Annotated in this window: 32 protein-coding genes; 18 read left to right on the forward strand and 14 right to left on the reverse strand. The window is 62.1% G+C overall.

Annotated features, from left to right (window positions below):
* Positions 1–128: 128 nt before the first annotated feature.
* From rpsP to trmD, 4 genes are all read left to right on the forward strand, one after another.
* A complete protein-coding gene (rpsP, locus tag B4383_RS00675; RefSeq protein ID WP_078287532.1) occupies positions 129–614 on the forward strand; it encodes a 30S ribosomal protein S16 in 486 nt (161 codons plus the stop codon).
* Between the two features lie 8 nt (positions 615–622).
* Positions 623–865, forward strand: a complete 243-nt coding sequence (locus B4383_RS00680; protein WP_005081564.1) for an RNA-binding protein — start codon at positions 623–625, stop codon at positions 863–865.
* Positions 866–870: 5 nt separating this feature from the next.
* Positions 871–1,401, forward strand: a complete 531-nt coding sequence (gene rimM / locus B4383_RS00685; protein ID WP_078287533.1) for a ribosome maturation factor RimM — start codon at positions 871–873, stop codon at positions 1,399–1,401.
* Between the two features lie 67 nt (positions 1,402–1,468).
* Entirely contained in the window at positions 1,469–2,131 is a 663-nt protein-coding gene (gene trmD / locus B4383_RS00690; RefSeq protein WP_353615621.1) for a tRNA (guanosine(37)-N1)-methyltransferase TrmD, read from the forward strand.
* On the opposite strand, the gene B4383_RS00695 is transcribed toward trmD, so the two are convergent.
* Positions 2,078–2,983, reverse strand: a complete 906-nt coding sequence (locus tag B4383_RS00695) for a hypothetical protein (RefSeq protein WP_078287535.1) — start codon at positions 2,981–2,983, stop codon at positions 2,078–2,080. The two genes, trmD and B4383_RS00695, sit on opposite strands and share 54 nt — an antisense overlap.
* Before the next feature lie 282 nt (positions 2,984–3,265).
* On the opposite strand from B4383_RS00695, the gene rplS reads away from it, so the two are divergent.
* The 4 genes from rplS to B4383_RS00715 are packed head-to-tail and all read left to right on the forward strand — an operon-like array spanning position 3,266 to position 5,911.
* On the forward strand, positions 3,266–3,607 hold the full coding sequence (gene rplS, locus B4383_RS00700; protein ID WP_078287536.1) for a 50S ribosomal protein L19: 342 nt from the start codon (positions 3,266–3,268) through the stop codon (positions 3,605–3,607).
* A 42-nt stretch (positions 3,608–3,649) separates the two neighbouring features.
* Positions 3,650–4,879, forward strand: coding sequence for a signal peptidase I (lepB, locus tag B4383_RS00705; protein WP_078287537.1), 1,230 nt, complete (start codon positions 3,650–3,652; stop codon positions 4,877–4,879).
* Between the two features lie 10 nt (positions 4,880–4,889).
* Entirely contained in the window at positions 4,890–5,609 is a 720-nt protein-coding gene (locus B4383_RS00710) for a ribonuclease HII (protein ID WP_078287538.1), read from the forward strand.
* On the forward strand, positions 5,606–5,911 hold the full coding sequence (locus B4383_RS00715; protein WP_005056986.1) for a DUF2469 domain-containing protein: 306 nt from the start codon (positions 5,606–5,608) through the stop codon (positions 5,909–5,911). The genes B4383_RS00710 and B4383_RS00715 overlap by 4 nt, the downstream gene beginning before the upstream one ends.
* A 33-nt stretch (positions 5,912–5,944) precedes the next feature.
* On the opposite strand, the gene B4383_RS00720 is transcribed toward B4383_RS00715, so the two are convergent.
* Genes B4383_RS00720 through B4383_RS00735 form a run of 4 tightly spaced genes read right to left on the reverse strand, consistent with a single transcriptional unit; the run spans position 5,945 to position 7,310 of the window.
* Positions 5,945–6,364: a hypothetical protein gene (locus B4383_RS00720; RefSeq protein WP_078287539.1), complete on the reverse strand. Its 420-nt coding sequence runs from the start codon at positions 6,362–6,364 to the stop codon at positions 5,945–5,947.
* A 14-nt stretch (positions 6,365–6,378) separates the two neighbouring features.
* The gene (locus B4383_RS00725; RefSeq protein WP_078287819.1) at positions 6,379–6,666 is read right to left on the reverse strand and encodes a hypothetical protein; all 288 of its coding nucleotides are present in this window, start codon (positions 6,664–6,666) and stop codon (positions 6,379–6,381) included.
* Positions 6,667–6,707: 41 nt separating this feature from the next.
* Complete coding sequence (locus B4383_RS00730) at positions 6,708–7,013, reverse strand: GlsB/YeaQ/YmgE family stress response membrane protein (RefSeq protein ID WP_078287540.1); 306 nt, start codon at positions 7,011–7,013, stop codon at positions 6,708–6,710.
* Between the two features lie 54 nt (positions 7,014–7,067).
* Positions 7,068–7,310 carry a CsbD family protein gene (locus B4383_RS00735; RefSeq protein WP_078287541.1) on the reverse strand — a complete coding sequence of 81 codons (243 nt, stop codon included), beginning with the start codon at positions 7,308–7,310 and terminating at the stop codon, positions 7,068–7,070.
* 230 nt (positions 7,311–7,540) lie between these two features.
* Here B4383_RS00735 and B4383_RS00740 point away from each other — a divergent pair, with 230 nt between their 5' ends.
* The 5 genes from B4383_RS00740 to dprA all read left to right on the forward strand — a co-directional run bounded on the left by B4383_RS00740 (position 7,541) and on the right by dprA (position 11,828).
* Positions 7,541–8,251, forward strand: coding sequence for a TetR/AcrR family transcriptional regulator C-terminal domain-containing protein (locus B4383_RS00740; protein WP_078287820.1), 711 nt, complete (start codon positions 7,541–7,543; stop codon positions 8,249–8,251).
* A 128-nt stretch (positions 8,252–8,379) separates the two neighbouring features.
* On the forward strand, positions 8,380–8,637 hold the full coding sequence (locus B4383_RS00745; RefSeq protein WP_233146447.1) for a hypothetical protein: 258 nt from the start codon (positions 8,380–8,382) through the stop codon (positions 8,635–8,637).
* 191 nt (positions 8,638–8,828) lie between these two features.
* A complete protein-coding gene (locus B4383_RS00755; protein WP_078287543.1) occupies positions 8,829–9,188 on the forward strand; it encodes a YraN family protein in 360 nt (119 codons plus the stop codon).
* A 1-nt stretch (position 9,189) separates the two neighbouring features.
* Positions 9,190–10,689, forward strand: a complete 1,500-nt coding sequence (locus B4383_RS00760; RefSeq protein WP_078287544.1) for a YifB family Mg chelatase-like AAA ATPase — start codon at positions 9,190–9,192, stop codon at positions 10,687–10,689.
* Positions 10,686–11,828, forward strand: coding sequence for a DNA-processing protein DprA (dprA, locus tag B4383_RS00765; RefSeq protein ID WP_078287545.1), 1,143 nt, complete (start codon positions 10,686–10,688; stop codon positions 11,826–11,828). Before B4383_RS00760 ends, dprA begins: the two co-directional genes overlap by 4 nt.
* 273 nt (positions 11,829–12,101) lie before the next feature.
* Here the strand turns inward: dprA and B4383_RS00770 are convergent, their stop codons facing one another.
* The 8 genes from B4383_RS00770 to B4383_RS00805 all read right to left on the reverse strand — a co-directional run bounded on the left by B4383_RS00770 (position 12,102) and on the right by B4383_RS00805 (position 18,355).
* Positions 12,102–13,517, reverse strand: a complete 1,416-nt coding sequence (locus B4383_RS00770; protein ID WP_078287546.1) for a cytochrome P450 — start codon at positions 13,515–13,517, stop codon at positions 12,102–12,104.
* A complete protein-coding gene (locus tag B4383_RS00775) occupies positions 13,514–14,737 on the reverse strand; it encodes a DUF6545 domain-containing protein (RefSeq protein WP_078287547.1) in 1,224 nt (407 codons plus the stop codon). Before B4383_RS00775 ends, B4383_RS00770 begins: the two co-directional genes overlap by 4 nt.
* Positions 14,734–15,147 (reverse strand): hypothetical protein, encoded by a 414-nt coding sequence (locus B4383_RS00780; protein ID WP_286150486.1) that lies wholly within the window; start codon positions 15,145–15,147, stop codon positions 14,734–14,736. Before B4383_RS00780 ends, B4383_RS00775 begins: the two co-directional genes overlap by 4 nt.
* Positions 15,148–15,244: 97 nt before the next feature.
* Entirely contained in the window at positions 15,245–15,718 is a 474-nt protein-coding gene (locus tag B4383_RS00785) for a helix-turn-helix domain-containing protein (protein ID WP_237161172.1), read from the reverse strand.
* Between the two features lie 427 nt (positions 15,719–16,145).
* On the reverse strand, positions 16,146–16,403 hold the full coding sequence (locus B4383_RS00790) for a hypothetical protein (RefSeq protein ID WP_078287550.1): 258 nt from the start codon (positions 16,401–16,403) through the stop codon (positions 16,146–16,148).
* 16 nt (positions 16,404–16,419) lie between these two features.
* Complete coding sequence (locus B4383_RS00795) at positions 16,420–16,863, reverse strand: hypothetical protein (protein WP_078287551.1); 444 nt, start codon at positions 16,861–16,863, stop codon at positions 16,420–16,422.
* A 128-nt stretch (positions 16,864–16,991) separates the two neighbouring features.
* A complete protein-coding gene (locus B4383_RS00800) occupies positions 16,992–17,939 on the reverse strand; it encodes an amidohydrolase family protein (protein ID WP_078287552.1) in 948 nt (315 codons plus the stop codon).
* The gene (locus B4383_RS00805; RefSeq protein ID WP_078287553.1) at positions 17,936–18,355 is read right to left on the reverse strand and encodes a RidA family protein; all 420 of its coding nucleotides are present in this window, start codon (positions 18,353–18,355) and stop codon (positions 17,936–17,938) included. The genes B4383_RS00800 and B4383_RS00805 overlap by 4 nt, the downstream gene beginning before the upstream one ends.
* A 568-nt stretch (positions 18,356–18,923) precedes the next feature.
* On the opposite strand from B4383_RS00805, the gene B4383_RS00810 reads away from it, so the two are divergent.
* The 4 genes from B4383_RS00810 to B4383_RS00820 all read left to right on the forward strand — a co-directional run bounded on the left by B4383_RS00810 (position 18,924) and on the right by B4383_RS00820 (position 21,569).
* Complete coding sequence (locus B4383_RS00810) at positions 18,924–19,541, forward strand: carbonic anhydrase (RefSeq protein ID WP_078287554.1); 618 nt, start codon at positions 18,924–18,926, stop codon at positions 19,539–19,541.
* Between the two features lie 10 nt (positions 19,542–19,551).
* Positions 19,552–20,376 carry a YoaK family protein gene (locus tag B4383_RS00815; protein ID WP_078287555.1) on the forward strand — a complete coding sequence of 275 codons (825 nt, stop codon included), beginning with the start codon at positions 19,552–19,554 and terminating at the stop codon, positions 20,374–20,376.
* An 85-nt stretch (positions 20,377–20,461) separates the two neighbouring features.
* Positions 20,462–20,617 carry a hypothetical protein gene (locus B4383_RS26125; RefSeq protein ID WP_139360466.1) on the forward strand — a complete coding sequence of 52 codons (156 nt, stop codon included), beginning with the start codon at positions 20,462–20,464 and terminating at the stop codon, positions 20,615–20,617.
* 52 nt (positions 20,618–20,669) lie between these two features.
* Positions 20,670–21,569 (forward strand): LysR family transcriptional regulator, encoded by a 900-nt coding sequence (locus B4383_RS00820; RefSeq protein ID WP_078287556.1) that lies wholly within the window; start codon positions 20,670–20,672, stop codon positions 21,567–21,569.
* Positions 21,570–21,587: 18 nt separating this feature from the next.
* Here the strand turns inward: B4383_RS00820 and B4383_RS00825 are convergent, their stop codons facing one another.
* Positions 21,588–21,953, reverse strand: a complete 366-nt coding sequence (locus B4383_RS00825) for a DoxX family protein (protein ID WP_078287557.1) — start codon at positions 21,951–21,953, stop codon at positions 21,588–21,590.
* Positions 21,954–22,151: 198 nt separating this feature from the next.
* Here B4383_RS00825 and B4383_RS00830 point away from each other — a divergent pair, with 198 nt between their 5' ends.
* Positions 22,152–22,739 carry a TetR/AcrR family transcriptional regulator gene (locus tag B4383_RS00830; RefSeq protein WP_078287822.1) on the forward strand — a complete coding sequence of 196 codons (588 nt, stop codon included), beginning with the start codon at positions 22,152–22,154 and terminating at the stop codon, positions 22,737–22,739.
* Positions 22,740–22,804 lie beyond the last annotated feature (65 nt).

Here is a 22,804-nt window from a genome sequence, read left to right on the forward strand (position 1 = left end):
TGATGCTCTTCGCGTAAGCGCTCATCGCCAGCCGTCGGCGGTCAGACCCACGCGAGGCAAAACCGGATCGTGCATGTCCGCACGTATCGCCGAATTGCCGCGTGATACCTCAAGGAGAAGTTGTAGTCATGGCTGTCAAGATCAAGCTCACCCGCCTCGGGAAGATCCGCAACCCGCAGTACCGCATCCAGGTCGCCGATGCGCGCACCCGCCGTGAAGGTCGCGCCATCGAGGTGATCGGCCGGTACCACCCGAAGGAAGAGCCCAGCCTCATCGAGATCGACTCCGAGCGCGCGCAGCACTGGCTGTCCGTTGGCGCGCAGCCGACCGACCCGGTGTTGGCTCTGCTGAAGATCACCGGTGACTGGCAGAAGTTCAAGGGCCTCCCGGGCGCCGAGGGAACCCTGAAGGTCAAGGAGCCCAAGCCCAGCAAGCTGGAGCTGTTCAACGCCGCCCTGGCCGAGGCCGACGGCGCCCCCACTGGCGAGGCCATTCAGCAGAAAAAGAAGAAGGCCCCCAAGAAAGACGAGAAGGCTGAGGCCGCCGATGCCGAGGCTCCGGCCGCGGAAGCCGCCGAGTCTCCTGCCGAATCTGCTGACGCCGCAAGCGAATAGGACCTCGGATGAGTTCTGTCGTGGTCGACGCCGTCGAGCATCTGGTACGAGGAATCGTCGATAACCCCGACGATGTACGCGTTGACCTGGTGACGAATCGTCGCGGCCGCACGGTAGAGGTTCACGTCCACCCCGACGATCTCGGAAAGGTGATCGGTCGGGGCGGGCGTACCGCCACTGCGCTGCGCACCCTGGTCGCGGGTGTTGGTGGCCGCGGCATCCGGGTCGACGTGGTGGATACAGACCGGTAGCTCCGATGGAGCTTGTGGTCGGGCGTATCGCCAAGGCGCACGGCGTCACCGGCGAATTGGCGGTGGAGATCCGCACCGACGATCCAGACGAACGTTTCGCCGCCGGTTCGGTGCTGAACGGTCGACTGCCCCGTGGTGGCGGCAGCCGTGAGTTTGTCATCGAATCGGTGCGTGAGCACAGCGGGCGGCTGCTGATCAGATTTACCGGAGTGTCTGATCGTGACGCGGCAGATGCGTTGCGCGGCACCCTTTTCACGGTGAACACCGCCGATCTGCCTGCCATCGAGGATCCCGATGAGTTCTACGACCATCAGCTCGAGGGGCTTACGGTGCGGACTCAGGACGGTACGGACATCGGGACCGTTTCTGAGGTGTTGCACACCCCAGGTGGTGAGCTCCTTTCGGTGAAGCCTCCGAGCAGCGACAAGCAGCCCGAGATTCTCGTGCCGTTCGTCTCCGCGATCGTCACGTCGATCTCCCTGGCGGACAAGGTGATCGTGATCGATCCGCCAGAAGGCCTGTTGGACCTGTCGTGAGAAGCCCGGCATGAAGATAGACGTCATCACGATCTTCCCGGACTATCTGCAGCCAGTGCGGCAGTCCTTGCCTGGCAAGGCCATCGACGCAGGGCTGGTTGATGTCGCCGTGCACGATCTGCGGCGCTGGACACATGACGTGCATAAGTCGGTCGATGATTCGCCTTATGGCGGTGGGCCCGGCATGGTGATGAAGCCGACCGTCTGGGGTGATGCGCTGGATGAGATCTGCACACCGGAAACGCTTTTGGTGGTGCCGACGCCGGCCGGATATCCCTTCACGCAGGAGACCGCCCGGCACTGGTCCACCGAAGACCATCTGGTGATCGCGTGTGGACGCTATGAGGGAATCGATCAGCGGGTTGCCGACGACGCCGCGACCCGGATGCGGGTGCGCGAGGTGTCGATCGGGGATTACGTGCTCAATGGCGGGGAATCAGCAGCGCTGGTGATCATCGAGGCGGTACTGCGGCTGGTTCCCGGCGTGCTGGGCAATGCGCTTTCCGCGCAAGAAGATTCACACTCCGACGGGCTCTTGGAGGGGCCGTCATACACCCGGCCGCCGAGTTGGCGGGGGATCGATGTACCGCAGGTGCTGCTCTCTGGTGATCACGCCAAGATTGCGGCCTGGCGGGCCGAACAGTCACGCGATCGGACGGCGCAGCGGCGCCCTGACCTACTCGGCTTCGATTCGTCCGCCGGGGAACATGGCGGCGACGGCCTGAGTTAGCGTGTTGCGCGCCGTCGCATCGTTGGCGGTCTGCAGGGATGACACCACCACGATGAATCGCCGATCGGGGCCCACCACGCCCGTCGAAAGGTGCATCCATGCGGATCCGACACAACACATCCAGCCCTGCTTCACCGCGACGGGCTCACCGGGAATGCCGTCCGGAATCCCGAAACGCTGGGGGTAGCCGTCGATGCCATTGGGCGTCGAGCGGGCAAGGTCGTCCATGATGATGTTCGCGCGCTCGGGAGGTAAGCCCCCCGCGCCGGAGAGCAGCATGTCGTAGTACTGGACCAGGTCGTTGGCGGTGCTGATGGTGTTCCACCACATGCCGTCGGAGGGCACGTTGGTGGAGGCAAGCCCGTACCGCGCGGCGACGCGGGTGATGATCGAGTTTCCGCCGCCGCGCTGCCAGAAGATCTCGGCTGCGCTGTCATCAGAGGACTGCAGCATCCGGTCAAAGGAGATGCGATCTGCGGGTGTCAGGGTGACGTCGCCAGTCGATTCCCTCATCAGCAGGTCGTCGGCGATGAACAGCTTTGCCACCGAGGCGATGGCAATGGTGCTGTTGTTGCCGTTGGAGACCACGGCGCCGGAAGCGCGATCCTTGATCACCGCGGTGAGCACGGCGCCGGCGCTCTTGGCCTGGGCGGTTGCCGCAGTGGTGCGCTCGGGCAGGGTCTCGAAGGAAGGGGGGCTTTCCACCTCGAAGACCGGCGCCGGTTCGGCGGGGGCGCTCACGACCGCCAGCACCGGGGTGGCCGGATCGCTGCGCACCGATGCCACACATCCCGAGGTCAGCGTGGTCACCGCGGTGAGCGTCAAGCCCACGAAGAGGTGCTGGCCGCGCATCACGTAGACCCCCTATGCGGTCAGACTCTGATTTTGTTACCTGTGTGGCAGGTGTTCCGGTCTCGGTAGCTTACTAGTACTGTCTGGATAGTCGCTGCCCAAGGGGTGCTCGGGTGGGCGATTTCACTGGAAGGGCCCCTGTCTGGCACAATTGACTAGCTGTCTGCTGCCGCTTGGCCACAACCCAGACAGAACTAAGCAATTACTGATCGGCCGAGGTGCATGCCCCGTATGCGACCCGGCCGCGCGATTGAGTCGAGAGACCAAGAGGGAAGTACACCGATGAACACGTTGGACTTTGTCGATCAGGCTTCGCTGCGCCAGGATGTGCCTGACTTCCGTCCCGGCGACACCGTCAACGTGCACGTCAAGGTGATCGAGGGCTCCAAGGAGCGCATCCAGGTCTTCAAGGGTGCCGTGCTGCGCCGCACCGGCGGTGGCGTGAGCGCCACCTTCACCGTCCGCAAGGAGAGCTACGGCGTCGGCGTCGAGCGCACCTTCCCGGTGCACTCCCCGAACATCGACCACGTCGAGATCGTCACCCGTGGTGCGGTCCGTCGCGCCAAGCTGTACTACCTGCGTGAGCTGCGCGGCAAGAAGGCCAAGATCAAGGAGAAGCGCTGACCGAGTCGGGACACGTCCCGACCCCGGTAGAGGACGTCCATAGTGTCCTATGACGTCTACTTTGTACGTCAGCATCCTCCTGAAGGCTACGAGGACGTTTCGGAGAACGAACATCCGCTGAAGGATTCGCCGGATCTGCGTTCCCGGCTCATTTCCGATATGAATACCCCCGACGTGTTCGAGGGGTCGGACGGCAAGTGGGAGCTCACCGACTCGATCACCACCGCGCAGGTGAATTACGCACCTGACGGCGTAGGTATGGGTGTTTCCTATGGCGCGGCAACATCGTCGGATTTCGACTCACGCATCGAGCATCTGATGCGGTTGGCGAAAATCATCGAAGAAGAGACCGGGCTGAGTGCATGGGATCCGCAGGCCGAGAAGCTTTTCTCCGATGTGACCTTGGATGAGTCCCGGGCGGCGTTCGGGCAGTTCGAGACCGTTCGCGACGATACCGAGAAGCAGCACGCCGGGGACTCGGCGGAAGCCTCCAAAGACGAATCCGATGACGAAGACAGCGGCTCCGGCATGCTCAAAGAGGTCGGCGTTCTGCTGCTGATCGCCCTGGTGCTCTACTGCATTACGCAGAACTTCATCGCCCGCCCGTATCTCATTCCATCGGAGTCGATGGAGCCGACTTTGCACGGCTGCCGTGGTTGCACCGGCGATCGGATCATGGTCGACAAGGTGGTGTTCCGATTCTCGAATCCAGAGCCCGGTGACGTTGTGGTGTTCAAGGGCCCGTCCGAGTGGAACGGCAATTATCGGTCGATCCGGTCAGACAACACAGCCGTCCGATACCTGCAGAACGCCCTGTCCTTCATCGGTGTGGTCCCCCCCGACGAGAACGACCTGGTGAAACGGGTCATCGCTACCGGGGGACAGACCGTGGAATGCCGCTGGGACACGGGCCTGACGGTTGACGGCAAGAAACTCAACGAGCCGTATCTGGATCCGGAGACCATCGGTCCCGGCAGCGACATCGACCCCACCAACGCCTGCTGGAGTTTCCAGTTCGGCCCCGTCAAGGTGCCGGAGGGCAAGCTGTGGATGATGGGGGACAACCGGACGCACAGTGGAGACTCGCGTGCGCACTGCCAGAGTCTCGAACGAGATGCCAGGCCAGGGATGGATGAACGTCAGCGGGTCTACTGCACCGGAGACCCGAACATCGGCACCGTGCCCGTGGATAACGTCATCGGCAAGGCGCGATTCATCGCTTGGCCACCCGGACGGTGGGGCGGCGTCACATCGGTGAATCCCCAGACGTAGCCCTAGCGGTATGACTACCAGCTGGCCGCCACGCACGGTGATTCGCAAGGCATCCGGATTGCGCACCCTCGAATTGACGCTCGACCGAGTGGGTTTGGGGCCGGTCGCTGGTGTCGACGAGGCAGGACGTGGGGCCTGTGCGGGGCCGTTGGTGATAGCCGCCTGCGTGCTGGGCTCAAGTCAACGGAAAAGCCTTGCTGCGCTCGATGACTCGAAGAAACTCAGCGAGAAGATGCGCGAGACGTTGTTTCCCCTCATCTGCCGGTATGCCGAGGCATATCACGTGGTGTCGGTGCCGGCCGAAGAGGTGGACCGCATTGGTGTGCATGTGGCCAACATCGAGGGAATGCGCCGCGCGGTCGCAGGTCTGGGCCGCAAGCCGGGTTACGTGCTGACCGACGGATTCCGGGTGCCGGGATTGCCGGTGCCCTCTCTGCCCGTAATCGGCGGTGACGCCTCGGCGGCGTGCATCGCTGCGGCCAGTGTGTTGGCGAAGGTGAGCCGGGACCGGGTGATGGTGGCCATGGACGCCGATCACCCCGGATACGGATTCGCGGTGCACAAGGGGTACAGCACGGCGGTCCATACCGAGGCGTTGCAGCGTCTGGGGCCGTCAGTTCAGCATCGACAGTCGTTCGTGAACGTGCGCAATGCGGCGCAGGGAAAGTTCGTTGATGAGCCGCTTGCGCGAAGAGAATCGAGCACAGGGGGGATAATGGAAAGTCTATGAGCGCTGAAGACCTCGAAAAGTACGAAACCGAGATGGAACTCTCGCTGTATCGCGAGTACAAGGACATCGTCGGGCAGTTCAGCTACGTCGTGGAGACCGAGCGACGGTTTTACCTGGCCAATAGCGTCGAGGTGATTCCGCGGAACACCGACTCCGAGGTGTACTTCGAGCTGCGGCTTTCCGATGCCTGGGTGTGGGACTTGTTCCGGCCGGCGCGCTTCGTCAAACACGTGCGCGTGATCACCTTCAAGGACGTCAACATTGAAGAGGTCGACAAACCAGAGCTGCGCCTACCGGAGTAGATCTCCGATAGACGCAGCTCGGCCGAACGTGATTTACGGGATGCTGACGCAACCGACGTTGTCGACGCATCCACTGCCGCCACCCGGGCCGCCGTGACCGCCGCCGACGCCGGGGATATTGCCTCCGCCGCCCTCGGGTCCGCCACCACCGGTGGGACCGCCCGGGATGCTGCCGCTCCCGCCTCCGGGTCCGCCGCCTCCGGTCGGGCCGCCGGGGATGGCGCCGGATCCGCCCTCTGGTCCGCCGCTACCGGTCGGGCCGGGTGCCGGGGTGCCTTCCGGTGCGCCGCTGGGCGCGGGGACGGTCGTCGTGGTGGTTGTCGTAGTGGTCGTCGTCGTACTGCTGCTTGTCGGTCCGTTGTCGGTGCTGGCGCCGCATCCGGCCAGTGCTGTGCCGAGCACGATGGCACATCCGGCAAAGACCTTGGTGGGCTTAACTGTTCGTGTTCTCATCCGGTACTTCCGATCTAGATGTGGGGGGCCTCTTTGATCTTGCTGTTCTCGTTGCCGAGCGTCTTGCAGTAGGCCAAGGCGGACGTCCGTGCTGCAGTGGACTGCAGACCGGTGGGGTCTTGTTGGTTCTCGTCCTTCAGCATCTTGATGACGGCCTCGTTCTGCGTGCTCTCATCCTGGGTGAGGTACTCCTTGCACGTGGTGTCACCACCTTGGTTGATCACGCTGGAACAGCCCGCCAGCGAGATGGTCGCAGTCATGCCGACGGCTACTGCAAGCTTCTTAGATATGGACGAAATCACTAAGGCCCCTTCGGTTGTGGACTGCTGGAATCTCTTGTCACTCATCGCCGGCCGCTGACGAGACGCACGAGAAACAAGAGAATGCATGCGCCCGCCAGTGCGGTGACGAAGGTCAGAACCCAGCCGAAGCCATAGGTGCCGACGTCGAGCAGGTTCAGGAGGAATCCGCCTAGCAGCCCGCCCACGATCCCCACCACGATGTTGAGCAGGAGCCCTTGCTGGCCGTCGGTGCCCATGATCTTGCTGGCCACCCAGCCGGCGATTCCGCCGATGACGATCCATCCGATCCAGCCGATGCCAAAGCCAAGGTGGGCTGCCGCAACATCAGCGGCCATAGGTGAAATCATTTGTGGTTTCCTGATTCTCGTTGGAGTGGGGGCGGGCTGCTATGACGATCTGTGCTACTTCTCGGCGTCTTCGCGAGCCTGGTGCACGGCAGCCTCGGCGCGCGCCTTTTCTGCCTCGGCTTCCTTGGCGGCTACCTCACGCTGGGCCTCGGCCTTGTCCTGCTGTGCCTGGCCTTCGCGCTCCAGTGACTCGTCGTCCGTGAGCTTGCCGAAGGCCTCCTTGGCCTTGCCCTTGACGTCCTCGACGACGCCCTTGATGCCGGCCTCGATACCGCTGTCCCTGTTGTCATCGCTCATGTGTCCGCTCCTTTTCAGCGCGTGTGCGGTGCAACCGCTCGATGTCACCTCGTCGTGAGGTGACAAATCCACCGTAGCAAGGGTTGTGTACTACGTAAACTACTTTGTAAACAAATAGGTGCTGGCCAGGCGTTTAGCTGGCAGAGGTACCGTCGTGTGGACGGCGAAGCCGCCACGGCGACGCCGTCATTGCCTGAGCCCAGAAATGCACAGTGGGAGTGACGGACGCAGTGGAAGAGACGGAAAACCGAACAAGTGCAGGTAACCCCGAGGGGCGCCGGCCACGATCGCTGACGCGTGCTGAGATCCTGGATACCGCGATCGGCCTGGTAGACCGTGACGGGTTGGATCAGCTGACCATGCGGCGGCTTGGTTCCGCCTGCGGTGTCGAGGCGATGGCCTTGTACCGCCACGTCCACGGCCGCCAGGACCTGCTCGGTGGAATTGTCGACCACTTGGTCGAGAGGCTCTACGACGACCAACTCGCCGCGCGTCGGCAAGAAGATGGTTGGCAGGACTATCTCGTCAGACTTGCGCACGGGGTGCGCGCGATTGCGATCGAGCATCCGCATCTTTTCCCGACGTTGGCGACTCGGCCACCGGAGGCTCCGTGGGTCCGGCCACCGCTGCGGAGCATGAAGTGGATGGAGACCTTCTTGGACACACTGATCTCCTACGGCTTCGACGATCGCGGTGCGGTGACCGCCTATCGCGCGTACACCACATTCCTGCTGGGCCAGCTCCTGCTGGAGGTGTCAGCGCGCGGAGTCTCGTTGAGCCCGGTGGAGGACGAGCTGCCCGAGAAGACGCTGCGGAGTTTGTCGAACTATCCGAACCTGCAACGGATGCAGAAGCAGCTCAGCGAGGATCACAGCGCGACAGAGTTCGAAGAGGCACTCGAATCGCTGCTCGATCGGCTTGAGGGCAACGCACCGCGCTAGGTCGTGGTGGCATTTCCTTGCTGCTATCTGTCTAGACCTGACAGATTCTGGGCACTGTGATGGGAATTACTGTCCAGCGGAACATCGTTCGAGTTGCGAATGTGGTGTGCGTGGCCCATTCTCTGCCGATGGGCATTTTGCTGATGAGGGCGATGGCGATGATCGCACCGGTGATTGTCGTTGCCCTGCCGGTGGACTCACCAGGTGCGGTCGTGTCCGAGCCGCAGGCGCACTGTGCGCCGTCGAAGTCGAGTAGCGCTGTCTGCACCGCGAGGGACGATGTCGAGATCAAGTCAGCTCCCAACTCGAAGGACCTGCCGGGGCCCGCGTCGGGTGCGATTGGCAAGGTTGCGCCGGTGGTTCATCCGGTCAAGATGTGGGGTTAGTGCGCTAACGCAGTAGGCGCTCGACCATGCGCTGAATGTATTGCTCTAGTTCGACGATGCTGGCCTTGTGATACGCCTGATCTGGCGCGGTCACGGCCGGATCCTGTGGATGAATGCCGGAATGTGGATAGCCCTCATCCCTGAGGTACCTCGGCTGCGCCCGTGTCGGTACCTGTGCGGATGGTGACGACATGACAACCACCACACGCGCACAGATCGGTAGCCGCGGAGAGGATCTGGCCGCTGAATACCTGAGCGGCGACGGGTTCACGATCCTCGATCGCAATTGGCGGTGCAGGTACGGAGAGCTCGACATCATCGCGACCGAGGGCGAGGTGTTGGTCTTTGTCGAGGTGAAGACCCGCACCGGCCGCGCGTTCGGGACGCCCGCAGAGGCGGTGACGCACACCAAGTTGCGTAGGCTGCGGAGGCTTGCGGGCATCTGGCTGGCTGCCCAGGGCGGTTCGTGGCAGGCCGTGCGTATCGATGTCATCGAGATCCGCTTGAGCGGACCCGTGCCCGAGATCACCCACATTCACGGGGTGGGCTGAGATGGCACTGGGGAGAGCGTATTCCGTTGCGGTCAAGGCGGTAACCGGACAGACGGTGGAGATCGAGGCCGACATCAGCGCGGGACTCCCCGGAGTACACCTTGTCGGGCTGCCCGATGCCGCCTTACAGGAATCTCGTGATCGTGTACGTGCGGCGATCACCAACTGCGGGTTCACGTGGCCGGCATCGCGTCTGACCTTGGCCTTGTCACCGGCGACATTGCCGAAGATGGGTTCGGTGTACGACCTCGCTCTCGCCACCGCCGTGTTGTCGGCTAGTAAGGCGATCCCGCCGACAAGGTTGGAAAAGACACTGCTCCTAGGGGAGTTGGCCCTTGATGGGCGGGTGCGCCCGATCCGCGGTGTACTCCCGGCGGTGCTGGCGGCCAAACGTGACGGGTGGCCGACCGTGGTGGTACCCGAGGCGAATCTGGGGGAGGCGGGGCTGGTCGACGGTATCGAGGTGTTGGGTGCCCAGACCTTGCGGCAACTGACGGCCTGGCTGTGTTCCGACGGTGAGCTGGACCCAGTAGTGCGGTTGGACGTGCAATGCGAGAACGACATTCCGGACATGGCGGATGTGGTCGGGCATGGTGATGCGCGATTCGCGGTCGAGGTGGCGGCGGCGGGCGCACATCACCTCATGCTGACCGGACCGCCCGGAATCGGTAAAACCATGCTGGCGCAACGCCTGCCGGGTCTGCTGCCGCCGCTGACGGACGGTGAGGCGCTCGAGGTCACGGCCATCCACTCGGTGGCGGGCCTGTTGACGGCACAGCAGCCGTTGATCACCCGACCCCCATTCGTGGCGCCGCACCACACCTCGAGTGTCGCCGCGCTCGTCGGCGGCGGCTCCGGCACGGCCAAACCTGGCGCTGTAAGCCGAGCCCATCGCGGGGTGCTGTTCCTCGACGAATGTGCTGAACTCTCGACCCCTGCGCTGGAGGCGTTGCGTACGCCGTTGGAGGATGGGGAGATTCGGTTGGCGCGACGTGACGGTGTCGTCGCGTACCCGGCCCGCTTTCAGCTGGTGCTGGCAGCCAATCCATGCCCCTGTGCACCGGCGAATCCACGGGATTGCACGTGTCCGTCGTCGGTGCGTCGTCGGTACCTGGGAAAGTTGTCGGGGCCACTTCTTGATCGGGTGGATCTTCGGGTAAGGATGCACCCGGTCAGTCAAACCGCTCTCAACGAAGCCGCTGAGGGCACGGCGCTGGTGCGTGAGCGCGTGGTCCTGGCCCGCGAACGCGCAGCGAGCCGTTGGTCGGAGTACGGATTTCGCGTGAACGCCGATGCTCCGGGCCCGCTGTTGCGCAAGGAGTTCCGGCCGTCGCGGACGGTCATGGAGCCCCTTCGTAACGCCATGGAACGCGGGCTCATTAGCGTTCGGGCTTTGGATCGTTGCCTACGTGTCGCGTGGACTCTCGCCGATCTTGCCGGGCGTGATCTGCCGGGCGCCGACGATGTGAAGCTCGCGTTGACCTTCCGCGATAAGCGATGAGCGGCGACCCGGCCGATTGGGCCTACTTGTCACGTGTGGCTGAGGCACCCAGTGCGGAACTCGAGGCCATGGTGTCGGTGTTCGGCGCACACGAGACCGCCGAACGCGTCCGGCGCTTGGATGTACCGGACCGGGTGCGGGCCATCGTGCGGGCCCGGCACGATATCGACCGCAGTCGCGAGGATCTGCAGATCTTGTGTCGCCTTGGTGGGCGTCTCGTGACACCCGATGACCCGGAATGGCCGCAGTGGCAGTTCCAGAGTTTCGCCATGGTCGACACGAAGCGGATGCCGAGTGGTCGAGCACCGCTCGCACTCTGGGTGATTGGTGAGCACTCCCTGCCAGAGGTTGCGTCCCGGGCCGCGGCACTCGTGGGTACGCGTGCCTGTACAGGCTATGGCGAACATGTGACAGCCGAACTCGCGACGGGTCTGGTGGCCCGTGACGTAGCAGTGGTCTCCGGTGGCGCGTTCGGGATCGACGGCGTCGCGCATAGGGCGACACTGGCGTGCGAGGGCATCACCATCGCAGTACTCGCGGGAGGTGTGGACGTACCCTATCCAGCCGGTCACTCTGGGCTGCTCTACCGAATTGCCCGCCACGGAATGGTGATCAGCGAGTACCCGCCGGGCGTGCGGCCCGCGCGATACCGATTTCTCACCCGAAATCGGTTGGTGGCGGCGCTCTCCGGCGCGACTGTGGTGGTCGAGGCCGGCATACGCAGCGGAGCCGCCAATACCGCCGCCTGGGCGCGTGGGCTTGGGCGGCCTGTTGGTGCGGTACCCGGCCCAATCACCTCGGTTGCGTCGGCGGGTACGCATATTGAGATAGCCGAGCGTGGCGCGCGGCTCATTGGCTGCGCCCAGGACGTGATCGAGTTGGCGGGTCGATTGGGCGAGTTCGCGCCTGTCCCGGAAAGGCCCACCAATGTCGTCGACGGGCTCGGTGAGGACGAGCAGCGTGTCTACGAGGCGCTGCCCGGCCGTGGTTGCGCCTCAGTCCAACAGCTGGTCGTCGAATCGGGGTTGAGCACCAGCCGAGTTCAGGGTGCGTTGGCGATCCTGGAACTCGAGGACTTGGTGACGGACGCGGACGGTGACTGGAAGATCACTCGCCGTGGCAGGAGGCGGCAGCGCTGAGGCTAGGTGGACATATCGGCGATGTTCTGGCGCAATGAGCGCGGCGGACGCGCCGCCGACCGGCGTTGTCTGACAAACGGAAGCTACGCGCTGTACACCGCTCCGTCGTGCGAGGTTTCAACCTCCACATACCCGGCGGCGCGACGCTACAGTTGAGGGTGCCCGGCAGATTGATTCGAGTACAGCCCACGACCCCCCGGTGGACTGCACCCCGTCACTCTGCCGGGCGCTCTCATTCCCCAATAGGCGCCACCGGCAGGAGGCGAGCACCGGCTAGGTGCGCTTGGCGAGACGTAGCTGCAGGTCCGAGGGCTTGAGAGTGAGCGTTTCTGCGACCTGCAGCTTGTAGCCGGGACGTGATTCAAGGTCGAACTGATGAAGGATAGCCGCGAGTGCGATCACGATCTCGTGCTGGGCGAATTGGCGGCCGATGCACTGACGCACTCCGACCCCGAATGGGCGATAGATATGCGCACCCAGCTTGCGACGGTTCTCTGTGGTCATTCGGTCGGGATCGAACAGGTCAGCATCAGGCCCCCAGGACGGGTCGGTGTGCGCGGCCACCAGATTCACGAACACCCAGCCGTCCTTTTTGAAGGCGTACCGTCCGCCGCCGATAGTCGTGTCCTGCTTGGCCTGCCGAAAATAGCCCGGGGCGACCGGCCACAGACGCAGAGTCTCCTCGACGACTAGACGCAGGTAGCGCAGCTTGGCGATCTGGTCGAACTGGAAATCAGGGAACGTGCGCCCGGGCCACGCCTGGTCGACCTCAGTGCGGACCTTGTCGGCAATGTCGGGGTGGACGGACAGGAAGTGCAACGCGAATGCGATTGCGTTGGCCGAGGTTTCACTACCGGCGACTAGGAAGGTGATGATCTGGTTGCCGATGTTGTTGTTGTCGAGTGTCTCACCGGTGACCGGATCGGTGGAGGTGAGCATGATGTCGAGCATGTCGGGAGTCTGTCCGATACGGGGCTGGTCGCGGCGGGCAGCGATGATCTTGTCGACTTCTGCACGGATGAATTTCTTGTCGGCATCATGCGACCGACGACGACGACTGCCGAAGAGCTGTTCGTAGAACGGGATAGAGTCGGTACGTCGGTTGGCGTACTGCAATTCACGCAAAACCGCTGTGATGAAGGGGTTTTCACTGGAGTCGCGCAGGTTGTTGAAGGTGTATCCAAACCCTGCGCGGCTGATGATTTCGATGGTGAGCCGGTTGGCTTCGTCGGGGATATTGATCCACATTTTGTTGCCGGCGTGGGTGCCCCATGCGGTGACGAGTTCGTGAACGGTGTCGACGATGCTGGCGTGGTAGTTGGTCATCGCCTCTTTGGTGAAGGCGGGGACGAGGATGTCGTGGGCTTTTCGCCAGTTCTCTTCGGTGTTGTAAGCGGTGAACATGCCGTCGCCGGCAAGGCTGCGCACCTTGTGCAGTGTCGGGCCGACGTTCTTCTCCCAGTACTGCTCGTTGTTGATCTCCTCGATCAACTCTGGGCCAGACACCACGACGACGGGGAAGTCGCCGATACGCTGCTCGAAAATACCGTTGTGGCGGCGCCCCTCACGGGTGAGGCCCTGCACAGGTCTGGCGAAGTCAACGCTGAGCAGATCCCCGACGACCCAAAGCCGTCCCTTCGGATGAGGGAACGATTGAGCAGGTTGCGAGCCAGTACGAGTTTCAGTCATCGTTGTCCGCTTTCGCATTCAGGAGTCTTCGGGGTTGGCTGGGCAGCGGCCAGCTGCGAGATGTAGGCCCGTGATGTCGGCCACCAGCGCGCCAAGGCCAACAACTCGGCGGCGTCTTCGACAAGGTTCGTCGACTCGGACCGCACGATCTGTGGGGCATCGGGGGAGGCAGGCGCGCCGGATTCCTTGCCGAGCACCGCGGCGGCGAGCTGTAGGGCGTAGATGGCGCCGGTGCGGGCGCTATCAGGGACGGCGTGCTTCTGAATGAACCGCTCCTGGGCCTCGGGGGAGATGTCGGCGTAGTAGGGACGCAGCTGCAGGATTGCATCGCGGATCTGGATGGTCGTCTGGTGCAACTTCAACTCAGTGTTCGCCCGCCGCGACTGGGTGTGCTCGATCTTGAATATCGCGTCGGGCAGCGCTGTCGTCATGTCTGACCGCAGAGCTTGCAACTGTCGCCAATCCCGACTGTAGGAGTCCCATCCCAGGTAAGTCCCGATCGCCAAGGAGATCGGGATGGCTGAGACAGCCGTGGCGCCGATCGCCTCCCAGAAAAAGATGTAGGCATGCGTCTTGAGTCGGTAGTCCAGCGAGTGAACCCAACCGAGCTCCTCGAAAAGCTCCAGGAGCATCGCGATCAACGTCGTGACCCCGATCGCCGCTCCGATCACGGCAATGGACCCCGCGGTCATAAGTTCGCGGCGCTTCACGCCGGGTCGCCTGAATTCTCGGCTGCTCATTCTGACCATCTGCACACCCAGGGCAACCGGCAATACCGCGTACAGGCCCCAGGCGATGATGTTGTCCCACCCGCCTGAGACCTCCAGCAGCTGACCGTCCACGCGGGCCCGTGTGGTGACAGCGAAGAATGCTGCCGAAAGGATGACAGCAGCAGCACGGTGATAGCGGTGCCGGCGTCGCGTCTCCTCCGGAGACAGCTGCGCCCACAAGGTGATGAACCCCATGAACTCCGCGGCCATGAAGAACACCAACACTAACGACAAGTGCTGGGCCATAGTGATCGTCATCACCGCTGTGCGCGCCAGAAACTCCTCCACGGCATGCTCGCGCAATAGCTGAGCCGTGAGCATGAGCAGCAGCGTGTTGTTGAAGTAGTTCTCCGGCAGTGTGGTGTTGAACCAGCGGTAGCGCACCGCGATTGCCGCCGCCATCGCGGCGATCAGGGGCCACGCGAGCCAACCAGGAACCGACGATGTCATCGTTCGTTGGGGAAGAACACGCTACGCACCACGGGTCGCGGCGCCTTTTTCTCCTGTTCGCGGCCCGCCAACATGATCAAGCTCGCAAAAGTCTCCGCTTCACGCTCCTGCTCGTTGGCGAAGTCTGTGCGTCCCAGAACTGCTCGGATGGTGTCGGCGTTGATATCGGGCAGAACACTACGGAACACCTCGGAGGCCGCTTCTGGCACGGTCTGATCCGTGAGTGCCAGATCGTGGCCTAAGACCATATGCCCAACCTCGTGGCGGACAATCTGATCTATGTGATAAGCCGAGGTGTTCTGGTCATAGAGGATCACGTCGTCATGCGGGCGGACCAACCACAGTCCGCATGGGCTTCCCGCGGCGGTGACAGTATCTGTGCCGATGAGATGTATTGGACGGCCGCGCATTTCAGCAATGTTAGCGATGAACTGGTTCAGATCCCACGGCGTAGGGATTGGCAGCTTCCGGGCTCTTTCGAGCATTTCCTCAGCGGACAGAGTCATGTCACAGACCCTCAGATGAGCCCGAATTGCCAGGCGGCTCTACAGGTGGGAGCTCCTCAAGAGCCCGCAAACCGTCGGCGATCGCCGCGACGTTCACAAGGGCCTGCGGAGACAGTCCGGCAACCCGAGTGGCGATATCGACGACACCCGCATCACGGAAGACTCTCAGCATCTCTAGCTGAGACTTAATCCGTTCGTCAGTGCCAGATTCAATGAGGTAGCTCGCCGGGATACCGAAGTACTCGGCGATCGCTCGAAGCTTGACGACCGAAATATTGGTCTTCTCGCCCGCGCGGATCTGAGACAAGTATTGCGGGGTGATCGATACCTTGGTTAATTCCTCAATGCCCTTGGCCGCGGCATAGTTCGACAGCTGAGCCTTGCTTTTCTTATGCATCGTGTCGAACAACTCATTGACCTTTGCGGCGAGGTCAGAGCCGTCTATCTCGCCGCCGGGGTGTGCGGAACCGCTCATTCCCATCAACCCCCAGTTTCGGTCCAACCGTCCTGACGGAAACTGACATTACAGTACTTCGAATCCCCCGCACCCCCAGCCCATCGTCGACGAGCTGGTCAGTTACATGCTCTGTCAGCTTTGAGTTTCGCCTTGACGCACTGGATGGAAACTGATATTTCTGACTCGGGTGAGCTTCGCGACCACAGTCGGATGGGAGTACGTGGGGTTGTGGGTGCCGGTGGCCGTCGAGGGGTCGACCACCGGTTGTGAAGCGCTACGGCACTGTGCGCGAAGTAGGGAGGAACAGTGCGGGATTCGCAGGATATCCGCTTTAGGTGGCTCGTCCGGCGGCCGTGATGGGTGCGGCCAGCACGGGCTCATCAAAGCAACTATTTGCCGCGTTAGTGAGCCCGGGAGCGGACGTGGGCGGTGACTGGAAGATCACTCACCGTGGCAGGGGGCTGCAGAGCTGAGGCTCGGTGGTCATATCGGCGATGGTCTGGCGCAATGAACGCGGCGGGCTTCCGGTGTGTTCCATGACCCCGGGTGACAGGTACTCGTCGCGATGCTCGGCGATCGCCTGAAAGAGGCTGGCGAGGGCGTCGACGAATGGACTGGGAATCCCCGCCCACCTAGCATTATGGCGCCATTCATCGAGGGATATTGGCACATAAGACAATTCGCGGCCGGTGGCATTACCCACTATCGAGACGGCTTGATCAAAGCTGAGTAATTGGACCGGACACCTCAATGCTGTGGGGCGTGGAGTCCTTGGCAAGCAGCGCATGGACGGCAACATTAGAGATATCTCGGTAGTCGATGAATGGCTCCTTACCGTCACCAACGGGGAGGCGCAGTTCGCCGGTCGCATCGAGCTGCCGTGAGAACAGGCCGGCAATGAAGTTCTGGCTGAACCAGGACTGTCGGACAAACGTCGTGTCAAGTGATGATTCGGCGAAGGCATCCTCGGCGCCGTCAGCGATGCCGTCACCGCTGGCACCCGGATTGCGGGCGGTGAGTATCACTACACTTTCGATCCCCGAAGACGACACCGCCCCAAGGAATCCCGTCCAGTCAAAACGCTGTTCGGGTAACACAACGTAGATGCGACGGACACCAGTGAGGACGCGTGCCCATGTTCTCTCGTCATCCCAGTCGAACATCCATTGGGACCGTCGGGAGGCCCTCCGAACTACGCAGCCTCGCGCCTCAAGCATGTCTGCGACTCCGCGCCCAGTCTGCCCCGAGCTACCCAGCACGACAATCGGGCCGGTTGGTTGGCTGTCAAAGTTCATGCTGGGCTGGCCAGGTGGCGCGCAAAGACAGCGTGCGCATTGGCGGTGGTACTGCGTGCCAGATCCATGGAGTAGACGACATCGGCGTTCTCACCGGCATAGAACTCGTCCTGCAGGGGAAAGTCGCTGCCGAACAGCAGTTGGTCAGCGGATATCAACGAACGCAAGGCTTCCAGGTTCCCCGGTGCCGCCGACATCGCCAGATCGAAGTACAGGTGACCAATGCTGGCCATCAGGTCTATTGGGGGTCTGGCGGCCAGCGCCGGATCCACGCTGCATCGCAGGCTCAACCGATGTAGGAGTATCGGCAACGCACCCCCGGCGTGGGTGAAAATCAGCTTGAGGTTGCAAAACCGATCGAGCCTTCCGCTGAACAGAAAGCTTGCGACGGCCCTTGCCGTTTCGATGGGGAATTCGAGGATTGAAGCCGGAAGGCCAAAATTGGGGACCCCACCCGGGCCCACCACAGGGTGGATGAACACCGGAACCTGCTGTGCCTCAAGGTACTCCCAGAGGGGGTCTAGATCCGATGAGCCCAGGTATTGCCCCGCAGTGCTGGTGTACAGGCCCACACCGGCGAGCTGCATATCCTCAATCGCAGTCACGGCTGCCGCACGGGCGGTGTCGGCAGAGTCGAGCGGGATCATCGCGAACGCCCCGAACCGGCCGGTCGATTCGCTCGACAACGTGGACAGCCACGCATTGACGTCATGTGCCAGCGTGATCGCCTCGCGGCCGGTGAGTCCGGCGAATCCCGGTGCCGTGACCGATAGATACGCCTTCTGAATATTGTGAGCGTCCATGAATCGCAGGCTTAGTTCCGGGCTCCAGGCCGGGAACTCCTGCCCGGGTATTGCCTCGGTGATGCCGTGCTGCGCAAGTGCGGCGGTGTACACCACGGGTAGGGCGTGGTGATGGACATCGATAAGCGGGGGATTGCTCATCTGACGGCCACCGCTTCGATTTCGCAGAGCATGTCAGCTGACGCCAGCCTGCTGACCTCTGTCATGACCGATGTCGGTGCCGCGCCCCACTGTTGAAGGCCCTCGGTGACTTCGTCGTAGGCCTCCAGCGCACGTTCCATATCGGTGACATAGATGTGAATCTTGATCACTTGGTTGGTGGGGTAGTTGGCGGTTTTCAGCAGCCCCGCGATGTTCGCGAACGTATTGCGGATTTGGGCGCGCATGTCCTTTTTAGGGAGCTCGCCGGACGATGAGTACCCGGCCTGGCCTGATATGTAGAGAGTGCCTGCCACGGCGCTGGTCTCCACGTATTCGGCGTATCCGGTTCTTCCTTCGTACTTCCACAGCGGCCCATAGTGGATATTGACCATCGATTCCTCTTGTGTGCGTGACATTTTCACTTATCTCTCGTCTCCGTGGAGCTGCAAATCCGGTGGCTCCTTCCATGGTGCAGCGAAGCGGGTTGCCAATGCCATCATCGACTTTGTCTGGCAGCTAGAACGATTTGTTATGAAGTGGCACAGTCTGAGCATTTCCTGTGAATATTTGGGCTTACTCAGCCCTGCGCATCGTCGCACCAGCCAGAAGGTGAAATAGCCTGCGCTGCTGCGCCGTTCGGTGATGGGGGGTATCCGTAGTCCAGCGAGGTGAGGGGCATTCGAGTGTGTTGTGGCGGTGGATGATTGCCAACTGATTGCGGATTGGCGTTGCGGCATCCACTGATTCCAGGCATATTGGACTCGGGTGCTTTCAATGACTGCGACGCCCATCGGAGAGATCTGCCAGGGCTGTCACTGTCGGCTATCGAATCTGCGATCCGACGTATTCGCTTCCAGCAGTCCGTGTCTCGATGCGCAACGGGAAGTGCTCCGATCGCTTCGGAAGTCAACCTATGGTTGAATTAAGTCAACTGTGTGTTGAAGTTCACAGCTATGCTATACCCCGGTAGGGTATGAAGGAAATATGAGATCTGATCCGAAGTCCGCGTGGACGGCACTCAAAGAGGGTAACCAGCGTTTTGTCGGCGGTCTTCCGCAGCATCCGAGTCAGAGCGTGGCGCGTCGGACAGAACTTGCTAACGGCCAGAACCCGCAGGTGATGTTGTTCGGCTGCTCCGATAGTCGGGTCGCCGCGGAGATCATTTTCGATCAGGGCCTAGGCGACATGTTTATCGTGCGCACTGCGGGTCAGGTGATCGACTCGGCGGTGCTGGGGTCCATTGAGTATGCGGTGGCGGTGTTGGGTGTGCCGTTGATCGCGATCCTTGGCCATGATTCCTGTGGCGCCGTGGGTGCCACCGTGCAGGCTCTGGACACCGGTGAGGTGCCGGGCGGGTACATCCGGGATCTGGTGGTGCGGGTCATGCCTTCGATACTGGGTGGTCGTAAGGACGGCCTGACCCGGATTGATGAGTTCGAGGCCCGCCATGTGGAAGAGACGGGCATCAAACTGCTGCAGCGCTCGCAGGTGGTGGCCGATGCCGTCGAGGCCAACACGCTGGCCATCGTGTACCTGACCTACAAACTTGCCGACGGGCTCGTTGTCTTGCACGGCCACGTCGGCGACATCGATAAGCCCTGAGTTGGCCGTCATGAACAGGAAGAGCGGTAGCGGTTCCGTGGCTGTAGAGAACAGATCCCAGGACGACATGGAACTCGATAATCGCAGTGGTGATGCCGCGGCATCCAAATCTGCCGACGCGGTCATAACTCGTGAGGCCGCGATCGGCAGCGAGGCTCGGCTTTCCTGGCTGCTTTCCGGGCTCGCGGGAATGGTCGGTGCGGTCGCCTTCCTGCACAGCGCAGGCTATTTCGTGACATTCATGACCGGAAACACCGAGCGCGCGGTGCTGACATGGTTCAAGGTCACCGACAAACAGCAAGTGGCCGGTGCGGGTCCGATTGCCGCTATCTCGATGATCGGTGCCTTCCTGTTCGGGGTCATGGTGGCGTCCTATTGCAGGCGAAAATTCTGGAAGAATCACCCGCACGGGGCGACCGTACTGACCACTGTGGGTCTCCTCGCTGCTGCGGCGGTCGACTTTTATCAGGACCGGAGTTTCACGGCGAACATCGACGTGCACTTCACACCAATCCTCTTATTGGCCTTCGCGATCGGGGCCTTGAACACGTCGTTCGTGAAGAAGGGCGAGACGGCCATTCCGTTGAGCTATGTCACGGGGACAGTCGTCAAACTGGGCCAGGGTCTCGAGCGGCATCTCTTTGGCAAGGGTTCTGTTTTTGAATGGATCGGGTACGCCATGCTTTACCTGTCCTTCATCCTGGGCGCTGCCATCGGTGGGGGCATAGCCTCGCTCTATAGCGGGTCCAAGGTGATACTCACCGTCGGGTTGATATGCGGTGCAACAACTCTGATCACCTTTTTCCACTCCGACCGAAAGACCATTCTCGGTTGAGTGGTGTGGCGATCCTTGCCGGTTGCATCACCAGATCGATGTTTTCAGAACAGTTGTTCAATCAAAGTAGGGAAGGAAGCACGTCATGGAGCCCGGATTTCAGATTTACGAGCCCCACAAGGCTGAGTCGAACAGTCCCATCGAGCACATGAACGACCTCGCCACCGCGACGATCATTGCGGTCCTGTTCATCGGTTTGGGGATAGCCAAGTTCGGGCCTCTCTGGCTCGTCAACTACTGACGATTGCGTTGGTAAGCACTGTCTCCTCTGTTGAGGCCGTGGGTGATCCGCTGTGGAGCTGAGGCAGCTCGAGTACTTTCGCGCGGTGGCCGACCACGCGAGCTTCACGCGCGCCGCCGAAGCTCTGCACGTCGCCCAACCATGGGTGAGCGCTCAGGTCCGGCGATTGGAACGCGAACTCGGCCACGAGCTGTTCGATCGTTCGAGTAGGGCGCTCAATCTGACCGAGTTCGGCAAGGCGTTGCGACCGCTCGCCGAAATGGCACTGGAGACCGTCGACAAGATTCGGTTGGCCGCCGACTCCATGGCAGGAGAGCTGTGCGGGCGTTTGGCAATAGGGGCGGTGGCTCACCCGCTGCCTCTGCTTGCGGACGCTTTGGCTGCGTTCCATCTGATTCACCCCGCGGTATCAATCACCCTGACCGAAGCAAGATCTGACCAACTCATCGCGGCGGTGCTCGAACGCCAACTCGATATGGCTGTGGTCGGGCGGGCCGCGACGTTGCCCCCGCAGCTGTGCGAGCAGCTCCTCGCCCCGCAGAACATCGTGGCGATAGTCCATGGCGACGACCCTCTCGCGGGCCGCGCGTCGATCACTGTCGAGGACCTGCGGGACCGTGCGCTCATCAGTCATCCGCAGGGGTCCGGGATTCGGACAATCCTCGATCGGGCCTGCATGGCAGCGGGATTCGTACCACACATCGCTTTTGAGACGAGCTCAGTGGACATGATGGGCCACCTGGTCACTCGGGACCTCGGCGTCGCCGTAGCTCCCGGGCTTTCACCCGACCGTCTGGACCGAATCCGACAGATTGACATATCTGATCGGGTGATGCGAGGGCGCCTCGCACTTGTGTGGAGGGTAAAGGGTGCGACGCTGGAAGCGGAGGCCTTCGCCGCATATGTCAGCGAATTATGCGGCGCCGAGGGCAATCTCGTGGGCGCGCCGTAGTCGCTGCTCGGCCGTCGATCAGCCGTACCACTCGAACGCGACGAACACCGCAAGTACGATCAGGATCACGTTGACGGGAGTCAACTTCCATTCGTTGCGACGCACGTGAACACCGAAGGCTCCGGCCTGCAGCACCGCGAGTCCGGCAGCCGCAAGCGGGCTGAGCACCGGGACGATCCCAGTTGCGTGGGGGAGCACTACGCCGATTGCGCCGAGCACTTCCAATCCGCCGATCGCCTTGACGACGTTGGGAGTGAAATCGGTGGCCCAGGCGAGGTTGGGATTGGCTGCGATCTTTTCGTACGGGGTGAGCAGTTTGAACGCACCCGCGCCGAGGTGCACCGCGGCGAGCACGCCGGCACTGATCCACAACCAGGTCTCCATCGCGTCAGTATGCCCGGCCGTAACAGTGATGTTCGGCGATCCCGATAAAGATCATGACCGGTATGCGGAAGTCCTCAGCGCGATTGCCCGTAGGTGGGGGGATGATGGTTGAGGAGGAAGGATGTGGCGGATTTCGTGACTGATGCCAGTGAGCTGACGCGGCGCCCTCGTGGCCGGCCGCGCAAAGGCGGGGAAGGAGTGTCAGCCGACGCTATCTTCACCGCGGCGCTACAAGCCTTCGCCACCCATGGCTATCAGGGCATGTCGATGCGCACCCTCAACCGTGAGCTGGGAGTGAGCCATAACCTGCTGCATCAACGGTTTTCGTCCAAGGAACAGCTCTGGTACGCCGCCGTTGACTGGGGCTTCCAGGCGATCGTCGAGAAGGTTCTCGCAGACGACGATGAGAGCTTGAGTTCCTCCGAGCGGATCAAACGATTCATCAAGATGTTTGTCATCTTCGCCGCTGAACATCCCGAGTTGATCCGCATCATGGACATCGAGGCGGGCCAGGATAGCGACCGGCTGCAGCACATCTGTCAGGCCTACGTCATTCCCATGCAGGAACGGCTCGGCCCGGTCTACGAGGAGGCGGTCAAGGCGGGGGAGCTGCGTGATGTACCGCTCCAGACCAGCTTCTTTCTCATCACGTCCGGCACCGCCGCCTTGTTCAGCAGCGGAGCGCTGGCACGTGCCGTGTTCGGGGATGCTGTATTCGATCCAGAGCAAGTTCAGGCTCACGCCGAAGCCGCCGCTGAGCTGATCGTCAGGGGCATGTTGCCGTGACGGGGGCGCCCATTGGCGGCTGTTCCTCCGTATAGTCAAGGCAATTGACATAGAGGATTCGACGC

The sequence above is a fragment of the Mycobacterium sp. D16R24 genome (assembly GCF_002013385.1).
GTDB lineage: Bacteria > Actinomycetota > Actinomycetes > Mycobacteriales > Mycobacteriaceae > Mycobacterium.

What these genes read in the sequence shown, in the direction of transcription:
- B4383_RS00695 (WP_078287535.1), bottom strand. Translation starts at nt 2,983, where the DNA reads ATGCGCGGCCAGCACCTCTTCGTGGGCTTGACGCTCACCGCGGTGACC.
- rimM (WP_078287533.1), top strand. Translation starts at nt 871, where the DNA reads ATGGAGCTTGTGGTCGGGCGTATCGCCAAGGCGCACGGCGTCACCGGC.
- B4383_RS00775 (WP_078287547.1), bottom strand. Translation starts at nt 14,737, where the DNA reads ATGACATCGTCGGTTCCTGGTTGGCTCGCGTGGCCCCTGATCGCCGCG.
- B4383_RS00680 (WP_005081564.1), top strand. Translation starts at nt 623, where the DNA reads ATGAGTTCTGTCGTGGTCGACGCCGTCGAGCATCTGGTACGAGGAATC.
- B4383_RS00815 (WP_078287555.1), top strand. Translation starts at nt 19,552, where the DNA reads ATGAACAGGAAGAGCGGTAGCGGTTCCGTGGCTGTAGAGAACAGATCC.
- B4383_RS00780 (WP_286150486.1), bottom strand. Translation starts at nt 15,147, where the DNA reads ATGCGCGGCCGTCCAATACATCTCATCGGCACAGATACTGTCACCGCC.
- B4383_RS00720 (WP_078287539.1), bottom strand. Translation starts at nt 6,364, where the DNA reads ATGAGAACACGAACAGTTAAGCCCACCAAGGTCTTTGCCGGATGTGCC.
- B4383_RS00735 (WP_078287541.1), bottom strand. Translation starts at nt 7,310, where the DNA reads ATGAGCGATGACAACAGGGACAGCGGTATCGAGGCCGGCATCAAGGGC.
- B4383_RS00730 (WP_078287540.1), bottom strand. Translation starts at nt 7,013, where the DNA reads ATGATTTCACCTATGGCCGCTGATGTTGCGGCAGCCCACCTTGGCTTT.
- B4383_RS00715 (WP_005056986.1), top strand. Translation starts at nt 5,606, where the DNA reads ATGAGCGCTGAAGACCTCGAAAAGTACGAAACCGAGATGGAACTCTCG.
- rpsP (WP_078287532.1), top strand. Translation starts at nt 129, where the DNA reads ATGGCTGTCAAGATCAAGCTCACCCGCCTCGGGAAGATCCGCAACCCG.
- rplS (WP_078287536.1), top strand. Translation starts at nt 3,266, where the DNA reads ATGAACACGTTGGACTTTGTCGATCAGGCTTCGCTGCGCCAGGATGTG.
- B4383_RS00805 (WP_078287553.1), bottom strand. Translation starts at nt 18,355, where the DNA reads ATGTCACGCACACAAGAGGAATCGATGGTCAATATCCACTATGGGCCG.
- B4383_RS00745 (WP_233146447.1), top strand. Translation starts at nt 8,380, where the DNA reads ATGGGCATTTTGCTGATGAGGGCGATGGCGATGATCGCACCGGTGATT.
- B4383_RS00755 (WP_078287543.1), top strand. Translation starts at nt 8,829, where the DNA reads ATGACAACCACCACACGCGCACAGATCGGTAGCCGCGGAGAGGATCTG.
- B4383_RS00800 (WP_078287552.1), bottom strand. Translation starts at nt 17,939, where the DNA reads ATGAGCAATCCCCCGCTTATCGATGTCCATCACCACGCCCTACCCGTG.
- B4383_RS00710 (WP_078287538.1), top strand. Translation starts at nt 4,890, where the DNA reads ATGACTACCAGCTGGCCGCCACGCACGGTGATTCGCAAGGCATCCGGA.
- B4383_RS00795 (WP_078287551.1), bottom strand. Translation starts at nt 16,863, where the DNA reads ATGTTCGACTGGGATGACGAGAGAACATGGGCACGCGTCCTCACTGGT.
- B4383_RS00760 (WP_078287544.1), top strand. Translation starts at nt 9,190, where the DNA reads ATGGCACTGGGGAGAGCGTATTCCGTTGCGGTCAAGGCGGTAACCGGA.
- B4383_RS00785 (WP_237161172.1), bottom strand. Translation starts at nt 15,718, where the DNA reads ATGAGCGGTTCCGCACACCCCGGCGGCGAGATAGACGGCTCTGACCTC.
- B4383_RS00825 (WP_078287557.1), bottom strand. Translation starts at nt 21,953, where the DNA reads ATGGAGACCTGGTTGTGGATCAGTGCCGGCGTGCTCGCCGCGGTGCAC.
- B4383_RS00770 (WP_078287546.1), bottom strand. Translation starts at nt 13,517, where the DNA reads ATGACTGAAACTCGTACTGGCTCGCAACCTGCTCAATCGTTCCCTCAT.
- B4383_RS00810 (WP_078287554.1), top strand. Translation starts at nt 18,924, where the DNA reads ATGAGATCTGATCCGAAGTCCGCGTGGACGGCACTCAAAGAGGGTAAC.
- dprA (WP_078287545.1), top strand. Translation starts at nt 10,686, where the DNA reads ATGAGCGGCGACCCGGCCGATTGGGCCTACTTGTCACGTGTGGCTGAG.
- B4383_RS26125 (WP_139360466.1), top strand. Translation starts at nt 20,462, where the DNA reads ATGGAGCCCGGATTTCAGATTTACGAGCCCCACAAGGCTGAGTCGAAC.